Origin of the sequence: Spiroplasma endosymbiont of Polydrusus formosus, assembly GCF_964263245.1 — a bacterium.
GTDB lineage: Bacteria > Bacillota_I > Bacilli_A > Mycoplasmatales > Mycoplasmataceae > Spiroplasma.
In genome coordinates this window covers 133,123-154,560 of record NZ_OZ181656.1, presented here as the reverse complement: position 1 = coordinate 154,560, position 21,438 = coordinate 133,123, and the positions used below count along the sequence as shown (strand labels likewise).

The window sequence follows — 21,438 nt, the reverse complement described above, 5'->3', positions numbered from 1 at the left end:
TATATTAGTTAATTGAAAAATTTCATAATTCTGGATTTTTTAAAGCGAAAAATAATCGCACTGTTGAAGAAAATTGACTTGATTGCCTTGCAAAAAGAATTAATCCAATTATAATGAAAAACAACCTTTTAAAGCAAGCGGTGCTGATGGTTGATAAAAAATAGAAATTATTAACAATAATAAAGAAAAATATTCCATGCGAAAAATTGGTCAAATAGGATCAAAATTAAAGATAGCAAAATCAACATATTACTATCAAATTAATAAATGTGGCTATTGTTGATGTTAATAATTATGAACAAAAAGTTATCAGCGCATTTAATGCCAATCGTAAAATTTATGGATCTTGTAAAATTAAAGCTTTTTAAATTAAAAAGATATTATCTTATCGCGAAGAAAAATTCACCAAATTATGATTAAAAATTAGTTAGTATCTAAATGCACCAAATTAAAATATCGTAATCATAAGTTGGTGGTTAATAACGACGAAATTAGCAACGTTTTAAACCGTTAATTTAAAAAATTAATAAACACACAACCCAATGAAGTTGTTGTTAATGATTTAACATATGTTCAATGTGGTGCTAAATAACATTATCTTTGTTTGTTAATTGACTTGTTTAATCGTGAAATAATTGGCTATAATGTCGAGACAAATAAAATAGTACAACTAGTGCAAAGAAACTTTTTATTCAATTATAAAATCATTAAAACAAATTACGTTATTTCATAATAACTGGAGTAATGAATTTAAAAATAAAATCATTGATAATACCTTAAATATTTTTAACACCAAACAATCATTAAGCAATAAAGGTTATCCTTATGATAATGCTGGGGCTGAAACAATTTACAAAAGTTTTAAAAAATAATTTGTCAAGTAACAAAAATTTATAAATTTAACCCAATTAAAATACAAATTATTTGACTTTATGCATTGATGTAACAATATTATAATTCACGGTAGTTTAAATTATTTAACACCTGTTGAATTTAGAAAACAACAATCCATATAAAAAGTGTCATAAAAATGGTTGCTAATCCATTTGCAATCTTATTGACAGTAATTGACAGTATTAATAATAATATCTTTACCATACTTTTTCACTAACGACCGCAAAAATTAAATATTGCTTTGTTTGCATAAATTCCAATCCCCTATTTAAAATATTAATAAAATTTATTTTGTAAAAATGTAAATACCAAAAATATAAAATGTTTGTGGTTTCTAAAAAAGTAATTTTAAAATTACTTAATTTATTATTTACTAAACAGTTAAAACCTTAACCTTATATGGTTCTTGAATTCCTTTGATTTAAACTAAATCACCACCTTTTCCAATAATTGTTTTTGCGATTGGTGATTAATTTGAAATTGTATTTTCAAAATGATTCGCTTAAACCACCCCAACAATTTTAAGTTAATATTGTTTCTGAATTATAAAATTAAATAAGACAGTTAAACAAATAAAAATATTGTGTTAAAATCCAAATTTAAAAAAGGATAAATAACACAATGTATCAAAAAATCACAATAGAAAAATTAATTTCAATTCAACAATATCAAAATTTTAATTATTCAATCAGAAAAACAGTTTATGAAATAAATCAAAGTAAAATAACTGTCCATAAAATTTATAAAATGTTGATTATTGGTTTAAACCCAATTGAAATTTATGAAAATAGTAATAAAGACAAAAAAATCTTGTTGCAAACAAAAACATTAAATAAAATTTACCTCGAAATTATTAATTATTTAGTTAATTATGAACAATATTCACTAGATATTATTACAAATATAATAAGAAATATTGACAAAAATTTTATCTGTTCAAATACCTTATATATAATATGTTTAACTTTTCTCGTTATAATTTTAATAAAGAAAATTTATTACGAAAAGGTAAACATAAACCACATAATAAAATAGAAAAACACAGAAAAGTTAATAATTGTTTGACAATTATTGAATATAATATTGAATTTTCAAATATTAAACTATGAATGTCTCTGGTCATCTAGAGGGAGATACTATGGTTGGTAAAAACCATAAAATAGCAATTATAACTTTGGTTGATATATGATTTAAAACATCAATCCTGTTAGTAACTAAATACTAGCAAAAGCAAAGATGTCATAGAAAGTATAATAAAATTTATTTTAAACAAAAACCACCTAGCACAATAAAAACAATTACATTTGATTGTTGTAAATAATTTAGCAAGTGAAAAAACTTGAAAATATTTATAAAATAAAAGTTTTAAAAAATCAGTTTCTCAATAAAAGATAATTTTTGAATTTTTGAATTTTTTATAAAATAGCTTTTGTTTTTTATCTTTTGTCTGATTTAATAAATCTTTGTGTTTATCAAAAGTTCATAAAACTTTATTTAATAAAAATTATTCAATAATGAAGGATATTGCTTTATGGCAATTATCAATATCGCATATTTTTTGTTGTTTATTAATTTCCATTATCTGCTCCTTTTCTTGATATTAAGTTTTTTATAGCAAATTAATTAACTAAAACAAAGAAAGAACAACACCTTAAATTAGGAGAAAAACAGGTACACTTTGTAAAGATTTTTAAGATATTTAATAAATGTATAATACAACTTAAATATGGTATCAAAAAGTTATTATAGTTTTTATGTAAATATTTAAGATACTGTCCTTTCTCTGAATCAATTAATAATTTTGGTTTTACAAATAAAAAAACAACTATTGTTAAATAAAAATAGTTGTTTTTTGGAGGTTAATAGTACACGATTCCATTGTTAAAATATATGATTCACCTTTTTGATTATAAATTTCAATTGGAATCTGTTGATCAACTAACTCTCATAAAAATTGTTGTCACATTCCACAAGGCGAACTCAATTGTTTACTATCTGTATATAAATAAAATTTTGCAATATCGGTTTTACGATAACATAAGGCATAAACTTGTGATAAAGCTGTTCGTTCAGCACAAATTGTAATAGTATATGTGGCATTTTCAACATTAACACCAGGAACTTTACTCCCATCTTTTAAAAGACAAATGGCACTAAAATGAAAGTTAGAATATGATGCATATGCTCTCTTACTTAGTGCTTTTAACTTTTCAAAATAAGTTATCATCTCACCACTCCTTTTTTAACTAATATGTAAATATAGTTTAATAACATCTACTAATGGTATTAAACTATATTAATAATTCCAATCATAATTGCTAGAATTGAATTAATTAATGTTGCTGCCGTACAGATATCTTTAATTTTTTAGCTCTAATATTATATATCAAACGATAATAAATCAACAAAATTTTCAACCATCGTATTAATTAACTCAATGCCAATTATAACCAAAGACACAATAAAATGAATAATTAAACTTGATTTTTCTTTAATTGCAGTATAAATTCCCTGAAAATCATTTGAAAAATTATTCTGTAATTTTAAAAATGATTTTTCTTGACTGATGATGTTTTTGTTGTTGTTCATCCCTTCTTCTTTCTCTTTTTATTCTATTTGAATTTACAATTTACATTTGTTATAATAAAAAAAGAAGGTTATGGCGAAGAAATGAATGATGATTTTGTAATTTACAATAAGACAAATTTTGATATTAAACCATATCAAGATGATTTTAATAAAATTTTTCATAAAATTAAAACAACATTAGAAATAACTGAACCATTAGAATTATCATTAATTATTGTTGATGATCAAAAGCAACTGAAACTTAATCGGCAATATCGACAAAAAAATTATGTTGCTGATGTTATTACCTTTGCCTTAGAAGAGGAAAGTAAGGTTGATTTATTTAAATTAATAGGATTACGTAGTTTAGGGGATATTTTCATTTGTTATGAAAAAGCACTTGCGCAAGCTGCGGAATATAACCATTCTCCTCAACGTGAATTTGCTTTTTTATTTACCCATGGAATGTTGCATATTTTAGGTTATGATCATCAAACATCACCTGATGAAAAAAAAATGTTTAATTTACAACGAAAAGTATTAAATGATTTACAAATTAAAAGAATTAAAATAGAATAAAAAGAGAAAGAAGAAGGGATGAACAACAACAAAAACATCATCAGTCAAGAAAAATCATTTTTAAAATTACAGAATAATTTTTCAAATGATTTTCAGGGAATTTATACTGCAATTAAAGAAAAATCAAGTTTAATTATTCATTTTATTGTGTCTTTGGTTATAATTGGCATTGAGTTAATTAATACGATGGTTGAAAATTTTGTTGATTTATTATCGTTTGATATATAATATTAGAGCTAAAAAATTAAAGATATCTATACGGCAGCAACATTAATTAATTCAATTCTAGCAATTATGATTGGAATTATTAATATAGTTTAATACCATTAGTAGATGTTATTAAACTATATTAACATATTAGTTAAAAAAGGAGTGGTGAGATGATAACTTATTTTGAAAAGTTAAAAGCACTAAGTAAGAGAGCATATGCATCATATTCTAACTTTCATTTTAGTGCCATTTGTCTTTTAAAAGATGGGAGTAAAGTTCCTGGTGTTAATGTTGAAAATGCCACATATACTATTACAATTTGTGCTGAACGAACAGCTTTATCACAAGTTTATGCCTTATGTTATCGTAAAACCGATATTGCAAAATTTTATTTATATACAGATAGTAAACAATTGAGTTCGCCTTGTGGAATGTGACAACAATTTTTATGAGAGTTAGTTGATCAACAGATTCCAATTGAAATTTATAATCAAAAAGGTGAATCATATATTTTAACAATCAAAAATTTATTGCCATATGCTTTTACAAAAGAGGATTTACAATAATATTGTGGCTAAAAAGTATCATAATGAAGAACATTTTGCATTAACATCAGAACAAGATTTAATTACTGACCGCAGTTATCGAATTGTTGATGATTATAAATTACCAGAGTATATGCGTAATAATGCAATTTATATTAAGATTTTTTATCACTTTCATGATAAGCGATTTTTATTAACGCATCATAGTTGATGGAAGAAAACTAATAATGATTTAGAAGCATATTGTAAAAAATATATTATGGATTTAACAAAACGATTATATATTAAAACAATGTCATTAACACCAGATGAATTAGACCAGAAATGAGATATTGAAGAATATGATATTCATGGTTATGAAAATGTTATGTTAAAAGGAGTTTCAATTCGCTCCTGAGTAAAAAATGATAACAATAAAAAATGAGTTGTTGTTGTCCATGGTTTAAATTCACATAAGTTCCGCGCAATATTTTTTGGTTTAATTTATTTGCGTTTAGGTTATAACATTTTTGTTTTTGACCAACGTAATCATGGCGAGTCAACGACTAAAATGACGACAATGGGTTATTATGAAAAATATGACTTAGCGACCGTTGTTGATTTTTTACAAGATAAAATTGACCCAAAAATAAAAGAACTTAATTTTCATGGTTGATCGATGGGGACTTTTATTATTATGGAATATTTAAAGTTTTCTTTTGAAAAAAATAAATTAATTAACAGTGTTGTGTTAGATTCAACAATTAGTAATTTGAATGTTTTATATCGTTATTATATGTTAAAAACAAAAGTTAATTATTATGAACATTATTATGCCATTCGACACTATGCGATTGAAACCCGGGGTTATGATCCGGAACAAATTAATCCAGGGGAAAATTTAGAACCATTAGCAAAATTACCGGTGTTATATATTTTAAATAAGCGCGACCATACCACGCCATATGTAATGGGCTACGAAGCTTATCAAAATAAACGAAAATATGAAAAACAGAAAATTATTCACCGAATTGTATTTGATTGTGATCATGTGCGGGGCATATATCATAAACCAACTGAATATTTAACGGCGATAATCAATTTTATAACAACCGCAAAACGAAAATAGCGATAAATAAATAACTTTATTTATCGCTATTTTATTGTTTTTTTATTTTTGCTTTGGTAGCCTTTTTCATATAATAGTGTTTTGTCTTGATAACGATTAAAAACTCTATACATTGCATTGTTAAAACTTTGTAAACCAGCGTTAAAAATAGTGAAAACAACAATGAAATAAAAGCAATAAATCACGTTTGCTTGTGCTCGCTATGCGCCTGGAATCATTGGATTATTATCAATATTTAATAATGGATAAGGATAATAAATCCTAATCGATATTTACATCTTGTGTTCAAGCGGCCGCTTGAACAATAACATACATTAAATAAAAAAATGGATAACTTAAAATAACTCATCAGTCTTTTTGCAAAAATTCTTTTGTTAAATTCAAACGATGATCATCAAATGACAAGAAAGTATAACCAAAAAAAGAGAATTGGCATGATAATTGACATAATAAAATGATTAACAATTGTACAACTAATTTTATCTTTACTATAATCAGCAATTGTTACTGCTCCGTTTTTGTAATCAATGATAATTCCAATTCAAAAAATAAAAAACATTAATAAGTTTCAATTTATAATACTCAATTTTGCATTGGTGGAGAAAAATCAACTTTTTTTGTTCACGATGATGATTAAAAACGGCTAATACTAATCAAACAATCGTTATAATATTAACTTTCATAGAATAAAAACTTAATAAGATATTTTAATTTTGTAAACTGGTAGGGTTTCTTCCTTTAAGATATCAAAATTATTTAAAAATATCCATATAAAAACCATAAGTTAAAAAATCAAAAGCTAAGATAGCAATTGTTGCTTTATAACATCAAAGATAATCTTTCTATTAAATTCGATAATTTAAACGTTTCGTAATTCCTTCGTAATATATTTTCATATTATCATAAAAAAATTTTTTAGTTATGTTATCTAACTAATCCGTTGGATCCTTTTTTTGTTTGCCTAATTGTAAAGTTAAGTGCAAGTATAATTTAGCGTTTTAAAATAATTTTATTTAGTAATAAAATTATTTATTTTTATGAAATGCTTTGCTATAATATTAATAAGTTAGAAAAAAGGTGAGACAATGGTAAATAAAATTAAAGTTGAAAGAATGCAATCTTTGATTGCTCGTGATTTAACAATTATTATGCAACGCGAAATTCGCGATGATATTTTAAATACTTTATCAGTGCATGCGGTAAAATTATCAAATGATTTAGGCCATGCCAAGGTTTATTATTCACCATTATTAAATAAACCAGAAGCAGAGCTTAATCCTATTGTACAAAATTACAAAAGTGAAATCCGTAGTAAATTAGCGCATAAATTAGAAATTTATCGTTGTCCTGATTTAGAATTTATTTTTGATCATTCATTAGATAATGCTAATAGTATTGAATCAATTTTACAAAATTTAAAATAACAATAACTCTAATAAAAAAGCGGGTTACCCGCTTTTTTATTTTAACTTTCAGTTTGATTTATATGGTAAAGATATAAGATATTTTCTAATAATGAAGAAATTGTCATTGGCCCAACCCCACCGGGGACGGAGGTAATCATTTTTACTTTTGGTAAACCGTTTTCAAAATCAACATCGCCACATAAATTATTATGTTCATACCGATTAATACCAACATCAATAACAATAGCATTTTCTTTAATCGTTAATGCTATTACAAATTTTGCTTTTCCAACTGCATAAATTAAAAAGACATTATATAAGATGAACCAGCAAAAAATAAATATTATAAATGGAACTAAAACTAATAAAATTAAAGGAGTAGACAAAAATAAAAAAATTATTAAGTCTTTTAGGAAAAATTACTCTAATTGGAACAAGTACAACAAGCACAACAAGTTTAAATGTTTGTGGTAAACCACAACAAGAAAAACATTAATATAAAGTAGAAGATATAAAAAATATAAATGATAATATGCTAAATTATACTTGTAAGTGCAAGTATAATTTAGCAACAAATACTTATTTTATTCCAACCATTAAATTCATTTCAATAATTTATATTGATTTCCTGATTAAAAACAGATAAAATAATTGATATACTATTAAGAAGGATTTGAAAATGAGCAATATAACAAACACAAATGCGATATTACAACAAAATAATAACAAAGATTGGATTTTGAAAAGTAATGTTAAACTTTTAATTAAAAGCTTACAATTTTGATTTAAATTAATTATTGGAATTTTACCAATTATTTCAATTATTATTTTTATTATTGTTAGTTTATCATTAACATTATGATGTAAACATCATGGTGTTTTTCCGAAGAGTTGGGTTTCAAAATATGACACAAGATTGGAAGAATTACAAAGTTGATCAGATGTCAGTATTATTTTCATGGTTATTTTTCGTAATTTAACATTATATACTTCATATTCAACCCTTATTTTTTCTACATTTTTTCTTAATTCTGCTTTTAATACCTTAAGGGAAGGACAAGGACGATATGATAATAGTAAAATAGGATTATTAACAATGGTTGTTATTTGTTTTACTTTATTCTTTTATAATATCTCTTTGCCGATTACTGGTGATTTTAAAAAGTGATTACCAATACAATGAATGAGTATGTTTTTACAACATTCTTTAATTCCGTTGTTAGGGGTTCTTTATTACTTTACTTGTTATAAGAAATATAATTTAACTTATAATAAAACAACAATGTTACGTTGGTGATGATATAGTTTATCAACGATTTTAGGATATTTCTTAGTATTTACCATTCTAGGTTATATTTTAAAAGCAACACATAGTTGAAAGCCAATGCCAGATATGTCATTCTCCGGTTATTTTCCTTATGATTTTATGGAATTTACTAACCCCAAAGCTAGTTATACAAATGGTAAAATTTCAATGATTGTTCAAACAATGGTTGTTTATATAACATTTGCATTAATTGTTTCTTGTTGTTATTTTGGGTTCTATTTTGTCCAAAATAAAAATTGTTGAAAACAAATGCGACAATTAAAACACTTATTAATCTAAAGATAAATTTAAAAAAATAAAAAATAGTTATAAAAAGTGCACACCAAAAATTAAGTAAAATAAAAAAGATTTTGTAAGGGATAGTTATGCCCAATATTTTACAACTAATTGTTTTTTAAAGTTTGTTTCCACTGGAAGAGGTACTAATAAAACATGAAATCATTTAGCAGAAAAGTTATTTTTTGCTTGTAATTTTACTGATGCTTCGTTGATCATTTTACGAAGATACACCAATACCCACGAAGATACGACATTTGGTGATAATTATCCCCCCACAGTCTGTAATTACTTATATGATAAATATGGGGTTGATATCGAACCTGATAATGGAAACGGGGTTAATATTTTTGACCGAAAAATGTTAAAGAGGGTGGTGAAATTGTTTTTCCTAGTGGTATTCGCATTACTTTTGCGGGATATGCGAATGGCAATAAAATTATGGGGAAAGTTGGTAAAGGCAGTGGTATTATCTCAGCTTGAACTGATGAAATGATCCATGCCGAAGAAAAAGAAGAAAGAAATACTTAAGAGTGCACCCAAAAAAGTAAGTAAAATAAAAAAGATTTTGCTAAATTTTTATAGGAGGTGCATTTTTATATAGCAAGAAAAGGACAAAAATTTAAAACATATACTGCATAATTTCGAAAAAATACAATAAAAGAAATTAAACAAAAAAATTGTTGAATAGCAGCAAAACAATATAATCTAAATGCAAATACATTATAATCTTGATGATCAAATCATAAAAAAGGAATTTTAAATACACAAAAGGGTCAAAAAAACCATTTGGAAAAAAAGATTTAAACTATTATAAAACAAGGTATTAATTATTAAAAAACTCCATGACTTTTACAATTAAACAAACTAATAATCGTCTCTTTTATTAAACAAAATTGTCGTGAGTATTCAATAAAATTATTGCTAGAAATAACAGGGTTAAAACTTAGTTATTGAGGTAAATATAAAAATTATGACAGTAGCAAAAAAAATAAAAAAGCAATAAATGATATTGTAAAAGTCTATGAAGAAAATTTAAAACAATTTGGATACCGAAGAATTACTAAATATTTAAATGAAGATTATGATATAAAATATAATTTAAAAAAATTTTTAAGGATTATGTGTAATAATCAAATACAACCTGAATATGTAAGAAAAATGAGAAGAAAAATGAAGTATGAACAGAATAAAGAAAAAAGTTTATTGCAATATCCTAATTTAATTAATTGTAAATTCAATGATATAAAAACAAGGTTTTTAATGTTATATACTGATGTAACATATTTAATTTGAAAAAGAGAAAGATATTATCAATCAACAATTATTGATTAATATACTAAAGAAATAGTTGATGTAAAGTGATCTAAATATAATGACAATAAATTAGTAACGGATAATTTAAATGATGCAATTAAAAAATAAAATTAATAAAAAAAGATCTGAATGACATAATAATTCACCTTAGATCACGGATATCAATACAAATTCGTTATTTATCACGATAAATATTTATCTAACGATATTATAATTTCAATGGGGAAAAATTATCACTATGCAGATAATATTGTTATAAAAAGTTTTTATTCATTACTTAAAAAAGCTACAATAAATAAGAAAATATATAATTCACATTAAGAATATATACAAGATGTTATTAAATTAAATAATTTATATTCAAACCGTAAAGAAAAAGATATACTAAAAAATAGTAAATACTTTTTATTATTATTTACTAAAATTGATGTAGTATTTTTTAAGTCTTTATTTTTAGTAATTTTTAAACAAGTTAGAAAAAAATGGAAAAATTAACATCTTGCTTACAATTACAACACCATCATACCATCAACTTAAAATATAAGTCAATTTTTTTTAAAATAATGTTATAAATAAAACGAGAAGAGTTAATAGCGTGGAAAATTATAGTCATCTAAAATATGATAAAAAAAACAATAGTTGATTTATTAAAATCTGATACTTGTAAAAAGAAAAATGAGAAAGTTAGTATTAGAAAAATTGTTAAGGAAATGGAAATAATTCCAAACACAATTTCAAGAGAACTTAAAAAATTTTAAAATATAGAAGATTGTAATGCCCGTGATACACATAATTATTATTATAAAAAACGAAAAAAGTATATTAAAAGCACCCGAATTTACAGAAAAACAACAATAATTTTTAAATTTACGATTTAATATTATTTACGATTCACCACCAAAAATTATTCAGCGATTTTTAATAAATTTTGATATCAAATTCCCTTCTTGCCTTAAAACATTTTATAAATGAATTTATTTAGGTCTTTTTGGTTTGTTAAAGTAAAATTTAATGAATAGCGGAAGAAGAAATAGAACAAAGAAAAAACCTAATAATCGTGGAAAATTAGATGAAATATTTAGATCAATATAATATATTGAAAATAAAGATAGTGATGTTAGATTTTTTGAAATGAATACGGTGGTTGGAAAAAACCATAAATCTAGTTGTTTATTTTTAGTAAAGAAATCAAGTAAAAAATACTTTGCTATGAAATTAGAAGAACATACTAATAATTAAGTTTAAAAAAACTTGAATAATTTAATTATAATCAATGGGTTAGTTGGAAAAATTAAAGGAGCAATAACAGATAGAGGAAAATAATTTAGTAAATTTTAACTAATAAATTTATTTAATATTTTCCTGAATTGTAAATATATTTGGGGCACTTTATTGAATATTTTGTATTAAATCCAATGAATTTTTACAATTCAGGAAAATAAAAGTAAATCCATTTGCTTTCATACTTTATTTAAAGTTTCGTGTCATAGATGAGTTATTCATCTTTCAGCATCAAAATATTAAGTTTAAGAGTTGAATTATTGATCGGATAATACCTTTATTTGAAGGGATTTATAAAAATAAACTTTATTTTATGTAGAAAAAACAAAACTTAATCTATTTTTGTGATAAAAGTTCTAAATTTAAAGATACCATCCGATCAATAATGCAAATAAATTTATGTTTTTTAATATAAAAATAAAAATAAAAAAACAATCTCACAATAAATTTTTTCAGGTTCATCGTACACGATGCCAATTTAAAAATTAAATTCTTCAAGAAATTCTCTAATATTGTGTAATGCATTATTATGCATCTTCTCTCTTGCGATTCTAATTTCATCCACTTTTTTAGTAATGCTTGTCTCTGCTTCTTTAATTCCCATAAAATTATCTTCAAACATTTTAATTAATTTTGGTAAATTTACTTCTTTTCAAGAAGTAAATGATTTTATTTTTTCATCATAATTCGTTATTTGTCTTTGAGAATCTAATTTATATTCAATTTTAATCATACTTCTAATAATTTGTCCTACAAAAATAAAACTATCTGCATCGCATAGATAAATATTTGGATTTTCATCAGATTTTTTAAATGGAATCCCTGGATATTTTTTATTGAATGATGTTGTAACAAGGATTCCGTATTTTGAACCTTGTTTAGCCATATCTTCTACTAATTTTTTTTCTCATGAATTACTTCATTCTGCATTTTTTACTTCATAAACTATTTTTCCTATTTTTTTATTATCAGTTATAATTTCTTGTAAATAATCTGCTTTTTTATCTTGTGAAGTAATTTTAGTAACTTTATCATCTTCAAATACTTTTAATAACTCACCGTATACTTCGTGTTCAAAGTTTTCTCCTTTTGTTTTATTCTGGATAATTTTATTAGTAGCGTTGGCAATCTTTAATTCTTCAACTTGATAATTAAGAACTCTTAATTCTTTTTCATAATTTAAAATTATTTCTTGTTGTTTGTTCATTAATTGGTTTTCTTTTTCAATCAATAATTTTTCTAAATTAACTTTATTATTACTTAATTCAATAATTTGATTAGTAATAATTTGATTAAGTTTATCAAGTTCTTCTTGCTTTATCTTATTAAATTGATTCTCTTTCTCAGCCAATGTTTTATCTAATTCAATTTTATTATTTTCTATAAGACTACCTAACTTAGCAATATGTTCTTTTAGATCATCAATTTCTTTTTGTTTTGCCAAATTAATTGAATTTTCTTTTTCAATCAATAATTTTTCTAAATTAACTTTATTATTACTTAATTCAATAATTTGATTAGTAATAATTTGATTAAGTTTATCAAGTTCTTCTTGCTTTATCTTATTAAATTGATTCTCTTTCTCAGCTATAATTCTTGATAATTCTTTTTTTTGCTGTTCTTGTAAATCAATAATTAATTTTTCTCTTAAATTTTGAATATAAATATCTTTATGTTTATCAAAAATATATTTTAAATTAGCTAAAATTTTTTCATTTTTACTAAAATCTTCTTCTGTAATAATATATCCACAATTAGGACATGTGAATTCTCATTTCATTTTTTTTTATCTCCTTTTTTCTTATTTATTATTTACTAATGACTTTTAACTAATTGATTATTATTTAATAAAACATTATATTTTTTCGATATTCCTAAGTTATATTTTAACTTTTTAACTATAATATTTAAATAGTAAATTTATAAAACACACTATTTACTATTTACAAAATATTTTTTCAATCATAGCGAACCAAAAAAATATATTTAATTTTTATAGTTATTGTCATTAGCAAGTAGTTCTTGAAATACGCGTAACTTGTTACCCTAATTATCTTTCTTCTAATTATTATAACGATAATTTAACTATACCATAATATTTATTTTTTTTATTAAAAATTATTTTTTTATTTATTTTTCTCTTTTGCTTTCTGGGTGGGTTTCAATAAATTGAAACATATTTATGTGGACTTTCAAATGTAAATTATACTATGAAGTGTAGCGCTTTATTTTATATCATTATAAAATGGATTGGCAACATTTTTTATGACACTTTTTATATGGACTGTTGTTTTTTTCTAAATTCAACAGGTATTAAATAATTTAAACTACTGTGAATTCGAATATTGTTACATCAATACACAAAGTTAAATAATTTGTATTTTAATTGGGTTAAATTTATAAATTTTTGCCTCTTGATAAATTATGTTTTAAAACTTTTGTAAGTTGTTTCAGCCCCAGCATTATCATAAAGACAGAAAACACATCATAAATTTCCATTTTATGTTAAAGTCCCAATTGAAACAAATGATGGATTATATTTTTTTGTATCATTTTTTCAAGGGAGAATTATATCATATAAAGATAAACGCGGAACACCCGCTAAAATTCAATCATTATATATTCAAAGAAAAAAAGTAATTTAGAAGGGAGATGATTTTATGTCAAAAGCAACTATTAAAGATGTAATTATGTTTTTGAAAATCTTTGGAGTTTCATCCTTGTTTTTTATTGCCGGAATTATTATTTGTTTTTTGGGCCCTACTAAATTAGGAGTTGCTTGACCTACATATGTAATTATTGATGCAATGATTAGTGGTTTTGGTAATTGTTTCAATAAATAATTGAAACAATTAGTTTTATCAAAACACATAAAAAATAACAAAATAAAGATAGCATTGAAGATGTTATTAAAAATAAGAAACAAAATAAAGAGGTGTTATAAATGGAATTATTACATGACAAAAAGAAATTAAAAAAGTACACAAGACTGCGCTCTTTTTTAAAATATATTTTTTCTATGAAATCTTGTATTCATTTGCATTAATTAATTGAATTATTTCAATTACAGCACCTAAATTTTTTTCGTATGTTTTCGCGCCATCAATTACACACATCAATGGATCATTTGCAGTCTTTACTTTTAATTGGAAAATTGATTCAAAATATTTCACAATACCACGAATTAAAGCACCCCCCCACAAATTGTAATTCCATTTCTAATAACATCTCCAGCTAATTCTGGTGGTGTTTGTTCTAATACTTCTACTAGTAGGTCTGTAATTCTTGAGAATGGAGTTAATAAAACGTTTTTAACTTCTTCTGGTTTAATTAATACTTCACGTGGTAGGCCGGTAATAATATCACGACCAAAAGCACGAACTGGTTTTTCATTAATTATTTTAACTAATGATCCAATTTCTTTTTTAATTTGTTCAGCAGTTCTAATACCAACCAAGACGTTATATTCAGCACGAATATATTTTTGAATTTCTTGATCTAAGTGTTTTCCAGCAACTTTAACTGATTTTGAAATTACAATATCACCTGCTGAAATAATTGCGATGTCAGTTGTTCCGCCACCAATATCAATTACTAAATTTCCTTGTACTAAACCAATATTAATTCCTGCTCCCAAGGCTGCTAGTTTAACTTCTTCTTCAACTAAAACATGACTTGCGCCCATATCTTTTGCAATAGTTTTTAAAGCACCACGTTCTAATTCGGTAACTCCACTTGGGCACGCTAATATTACTAGTGAATTTTTTCAAATTCCTGATAATTTTAATCTACTAAAAATATGTTTTAATAAATCTTGTGCAGCCTCCATATCTGAGATAACGCCATCAACTAATGGTGTTACCATTCTAATGTGGTCGTGGGTTTTTCCAACCATTTTGTATGCTTCATTTCCTAAAGCAATTAATGAGTTACTTAAAGTATCATACGCCATAATAGAAGGTTCATTGTAAACGATTCCTTGGCCTGTGATACATATGCCACTGTATTAGCTGTACCTAGGTCTAAGGCTAAAAATGAGTAGTCTTTTCCAAATTTATAATTAGTCATTTTTCTTTTGCCTCCTACTCCTATATTTAAAATTTATGATTATTTTAATATAACATTTCAATATAATTATACTATAAAATCATAATTAAGTAAAATCAAAAAAGTGTTTATAGGGGTAAAATGCCAAGGTGGCAGTATTTATTATTGTTGAAGGAAAAACTGATACAACAAAATTAAAAAGTATTTTTCCGGAAATTAAAACAATTGAAACTAGTGGTAATGGAATCACAACTGAAAAATTATCATTTATTAAACAAATTAGTTTAAATAATAAAGTAATTATTTTTACTGACCCGGATTATCCTGGCCAAAAATTACGCCAAACTATTGATGATTATTTTGATAACAATTATATGTATGCTTTTATTAATAAAAATGATGCTAATAAAAGCGATGCAATAAAGGGTAAAAACTTGGCGTTGCTGAAACGTTTCAAACAACAATTAAAAATAGTATTAATAATTTAATTAGTTTTTTTTACCAAGCAATAAAATTGCTACCTTATGCTGAAATGATTATATTAATTTGGTTTATTTAAAAAGAGTAAATGTGATAAAATCATAAATTTATTAAATATTATAACTTAATGCCAACTAAATAATAAAACAACTTTTAAATGATTAAACTATATGAATATTACAATACAATATTTAATTAATATTTTAGAGGAAAAATAATGGAAAAACAAAATTAAGAAATGCAAACAGATGGTATTGTTGTCAAGAAAAGTAAATAGCAAAATTTTTTAACAAATCATTATTTTATTAATTTAACTGTTGACAATGCCTTTAATTTATCAAAAACAAATATTTTAGAAATTGGTCCCAGGATGGGAGCCTTAACAAGTTATATTTTGGCAAAAGCAAATAAACTTGTCTATGTTTAAGTTGATTCGGATTTAATAAAATACTTAACAGTAAAATTTAAAGATTAAAACTTAAAAAGTTATTAAGACTGATATTTTTAATCTTGATTTAGAGACATTATTTATTTATATAAATTATTTTTAATAGAATTTCTTTACAATAATCCAATTAGTATTATTTCTAATATTACTTATTATTATGTATATTATTATATACATTGTAAATTCAAATGCAACACTTTTTATATCTTGAATTGTAAATATATTTGAGACACTTTATTGAATATTTTATATTAAATCCAATGAATTTTTATAATTTAATGATTTTCTTGGTATTAAATTTATTTTCAATGTTATTTTATTTAAATAATCTTGAAGAAAATATTGATAAATCTATTAATTTTGGTAAACTTTTTCTCAAAATTTCATTATTTTTCGTTCTAATTATTTTTGGATAGAAAAACCAACATTAGCAAAATAAACTTTTATTTTATAAATATTTTTAAGTTTTTTCACTTATTAAATTCTTTACCACGATCAAATGTAATTGTTTTTATTGTACCAGGTGGTTTGTTTAAAATAAATTTTATTATACTTTCTATGACATCTTTGCTTTTGCTATTATTTAGTTACTAACGGGATTGATGTTTTAAATCATATATTGGCTAAAGTTATAATTGCTGTTTTATGGTTTTTACCAACTATAGTATTTCTTTCCAGATGACCAAAGACATTTATGCTTTAATATTTGGAAATTCAATATTACTTTCAATAATTGTTCGACAATTATTAACTTTTCCACGGTTTTCTGTTTTATTATGTGGTTTATTTTTATCTTTTCGTAATAAATTTTCTTTATTAAAATTATAACGAGAAAAGTTAAACATATTATATATAAGGTATTTGAACAGATAAAATCTTTGTCAATATTTCTTATTATATTTGTAATAGTATCTAGTGAATAGTGTTCATAATTAACTAAATAATTAATAATTTCGAGGTAAATTTTATTTAATGTTTTTTTACGACCAGCTTTTTTTTGTTTTTATTACTATTTTCATAAATTTCAATTTGGTTTAAACCATCAGCCAACATTTTATAAATTTTATGGACAGTTATTTTACTTTGATTTATTTCATAAAATGTTTTTATGATTGAATAATTAAAATTTTGATATTGTTGAATTGAAATTAATTTTCTATTGTGATTTTTTGATACATTGTGTTATTTATCCTTTTTTAAATTTGGATTTAAACACAATATTTTTATTTATTTGCTAAATTATACTTGTAAGTGCAAGTAAATAAAATTGCAAAAAATTTCATATAAAAATTTCATGATGCTAAGTTTATTTTAGAAAAATTAAAGCAAGGAGTTTTTTATATGGGATATAAACATCTTGGCATAGATGAAAGAATTTATATTGAGAATCAATTGAAATTTAAATTAAAAATTAGTGAAATAGCTAAAAATCTTAATCGAAGTATTAGTACTATTATTCGAGAAGTTAATAGAAATAAAGATAATAATCATTATTTTTCATTAATTGCACAAAATAAAGCAGAAAATAGAAAACAATCACATGTTTATTTTCATAAGTTTAAAAATAGAGAATTAGTAAAATATGTACAACAAAAATTATTATTAGGTTGATCGCCTGAACAAATTTATGGAAGAATTAAAAATTTTCATAAAGAATGAATTATTAGTTTTAAAACAATTTACAATTGAATTTATTCTGGATTACTTGAAAAGGTTACTAATAAAAATTTAAGAAGAAAAGGTAAGAAACGAAAATCTCAAGAAAATCGCGGTAAATTTAATGGTAAATCAATTAAAGAACGAAATGTTAATGTTAATAATCGCATAACTGTTGGCCATTGAGAGGGTGATACTATAGTATCATCGCGAGGTAAAAGTAAATCATGTTTAATAACTTTAGTTGAAAGAACATCAAGATTTACTTTAGCAATGTTAGTTGAAAATAGAACTACTAAAGTTATTAACGAAAACATTAGCCATTATTTATCAATTCTTCCAAATAATCTTGTTAAAACTATAACATTTGATAGAGGTAAAGAATTTGCTAATTGACAACAACTTGAAAAAAATTTAAATGTGAAAATTTATTTTGCTAATGCATATTCACCCTGACAAAGAGGTACTAATGAAAATACTAATGGGTTAATTAGAGAAAAATTTCCTAAAAAATTTAATTTTTCAAATACCACGAAAAATGCAGTTCATAAATTTATATTGTCTTTAAACCATAGACCAAGAAAAATACTAAATTATCTTTCACCAATCGAATATTTGGTTAGAAAAATAATTTAGTTGCACTTAACTTTACAATTAGGCTTTAAATATCCCATTTAATTTTATAATTCAGAAACAATATTAACTTAAAATTGTTGGGGTGGTTTAAGCGAATCATTTTGAAAATACAATTTCAAATGAATCACCAATTGCAAAAACAATTATTGGAAAAAGGTGGTGATTTAGTTTAAATCAAAGGAATTCAAGAACAATATAAGGTTAAGGTTTTAACTGTTTAGTAAATAATAAATTAAGTAATTTTAAAATTACTTTTTTAGAAACTCCAAACATTTTATATTTTTGGTATTTACATTTTTACAAAATAAATTTTATTAATATTTTAAATAGGGGATTGGAATTTATGCAAACAAAGCAATATTTAATTTTTGCGGTCGTTAGTGAAAAAGTATGGTAAAGATATTATTATTAATACTGTCAATTACTGTCAATAAGATTGCAAATGGATTAGCAACCATTTTTATGACACTTTTTATATGGACTGTTGTTTTTCTAAATTCAACAGGTATTAAATAATTTAAACTACCATGAATTCGAATATTGTTATATCAATGCACAAAGTTAAATAATTTGTATTTTAATTGGGTTAAATTTATAAATTTTTGCCTCTTGATAAATTATGTTTTAAAACTTTTGTAAGTTGTTTCAGACATAACATTATCATAAGGACAGCCTTTATTGCTTAATGATCGTTTGATGTTAAAAGTATTTAAGGTATTATCAATGATTTTATTTTTAAATTAATTACCCCAGTTAGTATGAAATAACGTAATTTGTTTTAATGGTCTTGTAATTGAATAAAAGGTTTCTTTCACTAGTTGTATTGTTTTATTTGTTCGAGAACTATAGCCAATTATTTCACAATTAAACAAATCAATTAACAAACAAAGATAATGTTATTTAGCACCACATTGAACATATGTTAAATCACTAACAACAAATTCATTGGGTTGTTTGTTTATTATTTAAATTAACAGTTTAAAACGTTGCTAATTTCGTCGTTATTAACCACCAACTTATGATTACAATATTTTAATTTGGTATATTTAGATACTAACTAATTTTTAATCATAATTTGGTGAATTTTTCTTCGCGATAAGATAATATCTTTCTAATTTAAAAAGCTTTAATTTTATAAGACCCATAAATTTTACGATTGGCATTAAATGCGCTGATAACTTTTTGTTCATAATTATTAATATCAACTATAGCCACATTTATTAATTTGATAGTAATATGTTGATTTTGCTATCTTTAATTTTGATCCTATTTGACCAATTTTTCGCACAGAATATTTTTCTTTATTATTGTTAATAATTTCTATTTTTTGCTAATTATCAGCGCCGCTTGCTTTAAAAGGTTGTTTTTCATTTGTAATTAGATTAATTATTTTCGCAAGGCAATCAGTTAATTTTTTTCAACAGTGTGATTATCTTTTGCTTTAAAAAATCCAGAATTATGAAATTTTTCAATTAACTGATATATAGTTGATTTTGACACCTTATATTATTTAAAAATTTCAAGAATGGTTTTACCATTTTGATAAAGTAAAACAATTTGTTTTTTAAATTCATATACCGATGAATTTATTCCCCATTTTTATATTCCTACTTTCTTCATAATTATATTTTATTTGAAAGTCCACATAAATATGATTAAACTTATTGTAAAATATCCAAATATCGACTAGAAAAGATAAAAAATATCGTTTAGTTTTTAAATTTAACTGATTAAATACTGAGCCTTTAATTTTTATCTCATCATCTTTTTTTAATTTCAAAAACTTAGTTAAAATAAATGGGTTATAGATTGATAATGTTGAATAATTTAATCCGTCTCACTGACATTTCGCCGAACAAGCATCAACTTCAACACCACCGGCAACCAGCGCCTTAATTTTGGTTTTAATTGGATTTTCATGTAATCTAACAATTAGTTCTAATTTATTAATTCTTTTATTTTTTGTTTTTGTCTTTTTAAGAATGTCTGTTGTTTTAGATAAATTACTTTTTGTTTGTGCCATTTTTATCAACTCCTTTTGTTAAAAAATATTGTAAATGTTTTCAAGCATCGTATTCATGTTCTGTTATTTTAATATTTCCTTTATAAAGATAATTTTTCTTAACAACTGGTGATTGTAAAACATACTTTAAATTAAATTGATATTTGCATAAAACTTGTACACCACCAATGAATTTAGGAGTAGATAAGGGGTTTGTTATTTTTAAACCTTTGTGAAGTTGATAATCTTCAATTATTACAAGAACTTTATTTAAATAAAAACAGGTTTGCTTTTTAAATTCATTTAATATTAAATAGATATTATTTATTGCGTCTTCTTCATTTTTAGAAGAAAAAGTAATATTATTATTTATAAATTTTTACAAAAATTTATAAATAATAATACCAGTTTTTCCAATTCCGGCAGGATCAATTGCAATAATATATTTAGTCATTTTTATTAAAAATTGGATCTATATTTTTTGTTTTATTTTTTTATCAATTTGTAATATTTTTCAACCATCTAATGACAAATCTAAAATATCATTAATTTTGTAATGTCGCATATATGAATTAATAACATCTCATTTATTTTTAAATAAATTTAAGTACATTTTTGCAAAGTATAAACACTGTAAATCATAATGATTTTTATGATG

General features: G+C 23.5%; 25 protein-coding genes and 2 pseudogenes. 14 read left to right on the top strand and 13 right to left on the bottom strand.

The window, feature by feature from the left end:
* Positions 1-604 precede the first annotated feature (604 nt).
* Positions 605-733: a hypothetical protein gene (locus tag ACE38S_RS00845; protein WP_374695943.1), complete on the top strand. Its 129-nt coding sequence runs from the start codon at positions 605-607 to the stop codon at positions 731-733.
* Between the two features lie 782 nt (positions 734-1,515).
* Entirely contained in the window at positions 1,516-1,929 is a 414-nt protein-coding gene (locus ACE38S_RS00840; protein ID WP_374695942.1) for a hypothetical protein, read from the top strand.
* A gap of 796 nt (positions 1,930-2,725) precedes the next feature.
* On the opposite strand, the gene ACE38S_RS00835 is transcribed toward ACE38S_RS00840, so the two are convergent.
* Both ACE38S_RS00835 and ACE38S_RS00830 read right to left on the bottom strand, forming a co-directional pair.
* Positions 2,726-3,121, bottom strand: a complete 396-nt coding sequence (locus ACE38S_RS00835; RefSeq protein ID WP_374695941.1) for a cytidine deaminase — start codon at positions 3,119-3,121, stop codon at positions 2,726-2,728.
* Between the two features lie 152 nt (positions 3,122-3,273).
* Positions 3,274-3,483 (bottom strand): diacylglycerol kinase, encoded by a 210-nt coding sequence (locus ACE38S_RS00830; protein WP_374695939.1) that lies wholly within the window; start codon positions 3,481-3,483, stop codon positions 3,274-3,276.
* Between the two features lie 81 nt (positions 3,484-3,564).
* Between ACE38S_RS00830 and ybeY the strand changes: the two genes are divergently transcribed.
* The 4 genes from ybeY to ACE38S_RS00810 all read left to right on the top strand — a co-directional run bounded on the left by ybeY (position 3,565) and on the right by ACE38S_RS00810 (position 5,904).
* On the top strand, positions 3,565-4,041 hold the full coding sequence (gene ybeY, locus ACE38S_RS00825) for an rRNA maturation RNase YbeY (protein WP_374695940.1): 477 nt from the start codon (positions 3,565-3,567) through the stop codon (positions 4,039-4,041).
* An 18-nt stretch (positions 4,042-4,059) separates the two neighbouring features.
* Positions 4,060-4,269, top strand: a complete 210-nt coding sequence (locus tag ACE38S_RS00820; RefSeq protein WP_374695939.1) for a diacylglycerol kinase — start codon at positions 4,060-4,062, stop codon at positions 4,267-4,269.
* A gap of 152 nt (positions 4,270-4,421) precedes the next feature.
* A complete protein-coding gene (gene cdd / locus ACE38S_RS00815) occupies positions 4,422-4,817 on the top strand; it encodes a cytidine deaminase (protein WP_374695938.1) in 396 nt (131 codons plus the stop codon).
* 4 nt (positions 4,818-4,821) lie between these two features.
* On the top strand, positions 4,822-5,904 hold the full coding sequence (locus ACE38S_RS00810) for an alpha/beta hydrolase (protein WP_374695937.1): 1,083 nt from the start codon (positions 4,822-4,824) through the stop codon (positions 5,902-5,904).
* 261 nt (positions 5,905-6,165) lie between these two features.
* Here ACE38S_RS00810 and ACE38S_RS00805 read toward each other — a convergent pair whose 3' ends face one another.
* Positions 6,166-6,405, bottom strand: a complete 240-nt coding sequence (locus tag ACE38S_RS00805) for a hypothetical protein (protein WP_374695936.1) — start codon at positions 6,403-6,405, stop codon at positions 6,166-6,168.
* 584 nt (positions 6,406-6,989) lie between these two features.
* On the opposite strand from ACE38S_RS00805, the gene rbfA reads away from it, so the two are divergent.
* Positions 6,990-7,328 carry a 30S ribosome-binding factor RbfA gene (rbfA, locus tag ACE38S_RS00800; RefSeq protein WP_374695935.1) on the top strand — a complete coding sequence of 113 codons (339 nt, stop codon included), beginning with the start codon at positions 6,990-6,992 and terminating at the stop codon, positions 7,326-7,328.
* A gap of 41 nt (positions 7,329-7,369) precedes the next feature.
* On the opposite strand, the pseudogene ACE38S_RS00795 reads toward rbfA, so the two are convergent.
* Positions 7,370-7,615: pseudogene (locus ACE38S_RS00795) on the bottom strand (bifunctional methylenetetrahydrofolate dehydrogenase/methenyltetrahydrofolate cyclohydrolase); the annotation flags it as partial.
* 374 nt (positions 7,616-7,989) lie between these two features.
* On the opposite strand from ACE38S_RS00795, the gene ACE38S_RS00790 reads away from it, so the two are divergent.
* Positions 7,990-8,916: a hypothetical protein gene (locus ACE38S_RS00790; protein WP_374695934.1), complete on the top strand. Its 927-nt coding sequence runs from the start codon at positions 7,990-7,992 to the stop codon at positions 8,914-8,916.
* An 84-nt stretch (positions 8,917-9,000) separates the two neighbouring features.
* Here the strand turns inward: ACE38S_RS00790 and ACE38S_RS00785 are convergent, their stop codons facing one another.
* Positions 9,001-9,147: a hypothetical protein gene (locus ACE38S_RS00785; RefSeq protein WP_374695933.1), complete on the bottom strand. Its 147-nt coding sequence runs from the start codon at positions 9,145-9,147 to the stop codon at positions 9,001-9,003.
* Between the two features lie 687 nt (positions 9,148-9,834).
* On the opposite strand from ACE38S_RS00785, the gene ACE38S_RS00780 reads away from it, so the two are divergent.
* The gene (locus ACE38S_RS00780; protein WP_374695932.1) at positions 9,835-10,248 is read left to right on the top strand and encodes an IS3 family transposase; all 414 of its coding nucleotides are present in this window, start codon (positions 9,835-9,837) and stop codon (positions 10,246-10,248) included.
* A gap of 602 nt (positions 10,249-10,850) precedes the next feature.
* Entirely contained in the window at positions 10,851-10,988 is a 138-nt protein-coding gene (locus ACE38S_RS00775) for a hypothetical protein (RefSeq protein WP_374695931.1), read from the top strand.
* 1,001 nt (positions 10,989-11,989) lie between these two features.
* Here the strand turns inward: ACE38S_RS00775 and ACE38S_RS00770 are convergent.
* Both ACE38S_RS00770 and ACE38S_RS00765 read right to left on the bottom strand, forming a co-directional pair.
* Positions 11,990-13,291 (bottom strand): DUF2130 domain-containing protein, encoded by a 1,302-nt coding sequence (locus ACE38S_RS00770; RefSeq protein WP_374695930.1) that lies wholly within the window; start codon positions 13,289-13,291, stop codon positions 11,990-11,992.
* A 495-nt stretch (positions 13,292-13,786) separates the two neighbouring features.
* Positions 13,787-13,930: an IS3 family transposase gene (locus ACE38S_RS00765; protein WP_374697104.1), complete on the bottom strand. Its 144-nt coding sequence runs from the start codon at positions 13,928-13,930 to the stop codon at positions 13,787-13,789.
* A gap of 241 nt (positions 13,931-14,171) precedes the next feature.
* On the opposite strand from ACE38S_RS00765, the gene ACE38S_RS00760 reads away from it, so the two are divergent.
* Positions 14,172-14,354 carry a hypothetical protein gene (locus tag ACE38S_RS00760; RefSeq protein WP_374695929.1) on the top strand — a complete coding sequence of 61 codons (183 nt, stop codon included), beginning with the start codon at positions 14,172-14,174 and terminating at the stop codon, positions 14,352-14,354.
* A gap of 174 nt (positions 14,355-14,528) precedes the next feature.
* Here the strand turns inward: ACE38S_RS00760 and ACE38S_RS00755 are convergent.
* A pseudogene (locus ACE38S_RS00755) lies at positions 14,529-15,579 on the bottom strand (rod shape-determining protein).
* A gap of 128 nt (positions 15,580-15,707) precedes the next feature.
* On the opposite strand from ACE38S_RS00755, the gene ACE38S_RS00750 reads away from it, so the two are divergent.
* Complete coding sequence (locus ACE38S_RS00750) at positions 15,708-16,046, top strand: toprim domain-containing protein (protein WP_374695928.1); 339 nt, start codon at positions 15,708-15,710, stop codon at positions 16,044-16,046.
* Between the two features lie 278 nt (positions 16,047-16,324).
* A complete protein-coding gene (locus ACE38S_RS00745; protein WP_374697103.1) occupies positions 16,325-16,465 on the top strand; it encodes a hypothetical protein in 141 nt (46 codons plus the stop codon).
* Positions 16,466-17,178: 713 nt separating this feature from the next.
* Here the strand turns inward: ACE38S_RS00745 and ACE38S_RS00740 are convergent.
* Positions 17,179-17,331: a hypothetical protein gene (locus tag ACE38S_RS00740; RefSeq protein WP_374695927.1), complete on the bottom strand. Its 153-nt coding sequence runs from the start codon at positions 17,329-17,331 to the stop codon at positions 17,179-17,181.
* A gap of 496 nt (positions 17,332-17,827) precedes the next feature.
* Here ACE38S_RS00740 and ACE38S_RS00735 point away from each other — a divergent pair, with 496 nt between their 5' ends.
* Positions 17,828-18,778 carry an IS30 family transposase gene (locus ACE38S_RS00735; RefSeq protein ID WP_374695926.1) on the top strand — a complete coding sequence of 317 codons (951 nt, stop codon included), beginning with the start codon at positions 17,828-17,830 and terminating at the stop codon, positions 18,776-18,778.
* Between the two features lie 377 nt (positions 18,779-19,155).
* Here ACE38S_RS00735 and ACE38S_RS00730 read toward each other — a convergent pair whose 3' ends face one another.
* From ACE38S_RS00730 to ACE38S_RS00715, 4 genes are all read right to left on the bottom strand, one after another.
* Positions 19,156-19,392, bottom strand: coding sequence for an IS3 family transposase (locus ACE38S_RS00730; protein ID WP_374697102.1), 237 nt, complete (start codon positions 19,390-19,392; stop codon positions 19,156-19,158).
* A gap of 126 nt (positions 19,393-19,518) precedes the next feature.
* Positions 19,519-19,662: a hypothetical protein gene (locus ACE38S_RS00725; protein ID WP_374695925.1), complete on the bottom strand. Its 144-nt coding sequence runs from the start codon at positions 19,660-19,662 to the stop codon at positions 19,519-19,521.
* A gap of 680 nt (positions 19,663-20,342) precedes the next feature.
* Complete coding sequence (locus ACE38S_RS00720; protein WP_374695924.1) at positions 20,343-20,801, bottom strand: hypothetical protein; 459 nt, start codon at positions 20,799-20,801, stop codon at positions 20,343-20,345.
* Positions 20,802-21,252: 451 nt separating this feature from the next.
* Complete coding sequence (locus ACE38S_RS00715; RefSeq protein ID WP_374695923.1) at positions 21,253-21,393, bottom strand: hypothetical protein; 141 nt, start codon at positions 21,391-21,393, stop codon at positions 21,253-21,255.
* Between the last annotated feature and the right edge of the window lie 45 nt (positions 21,394-21,438).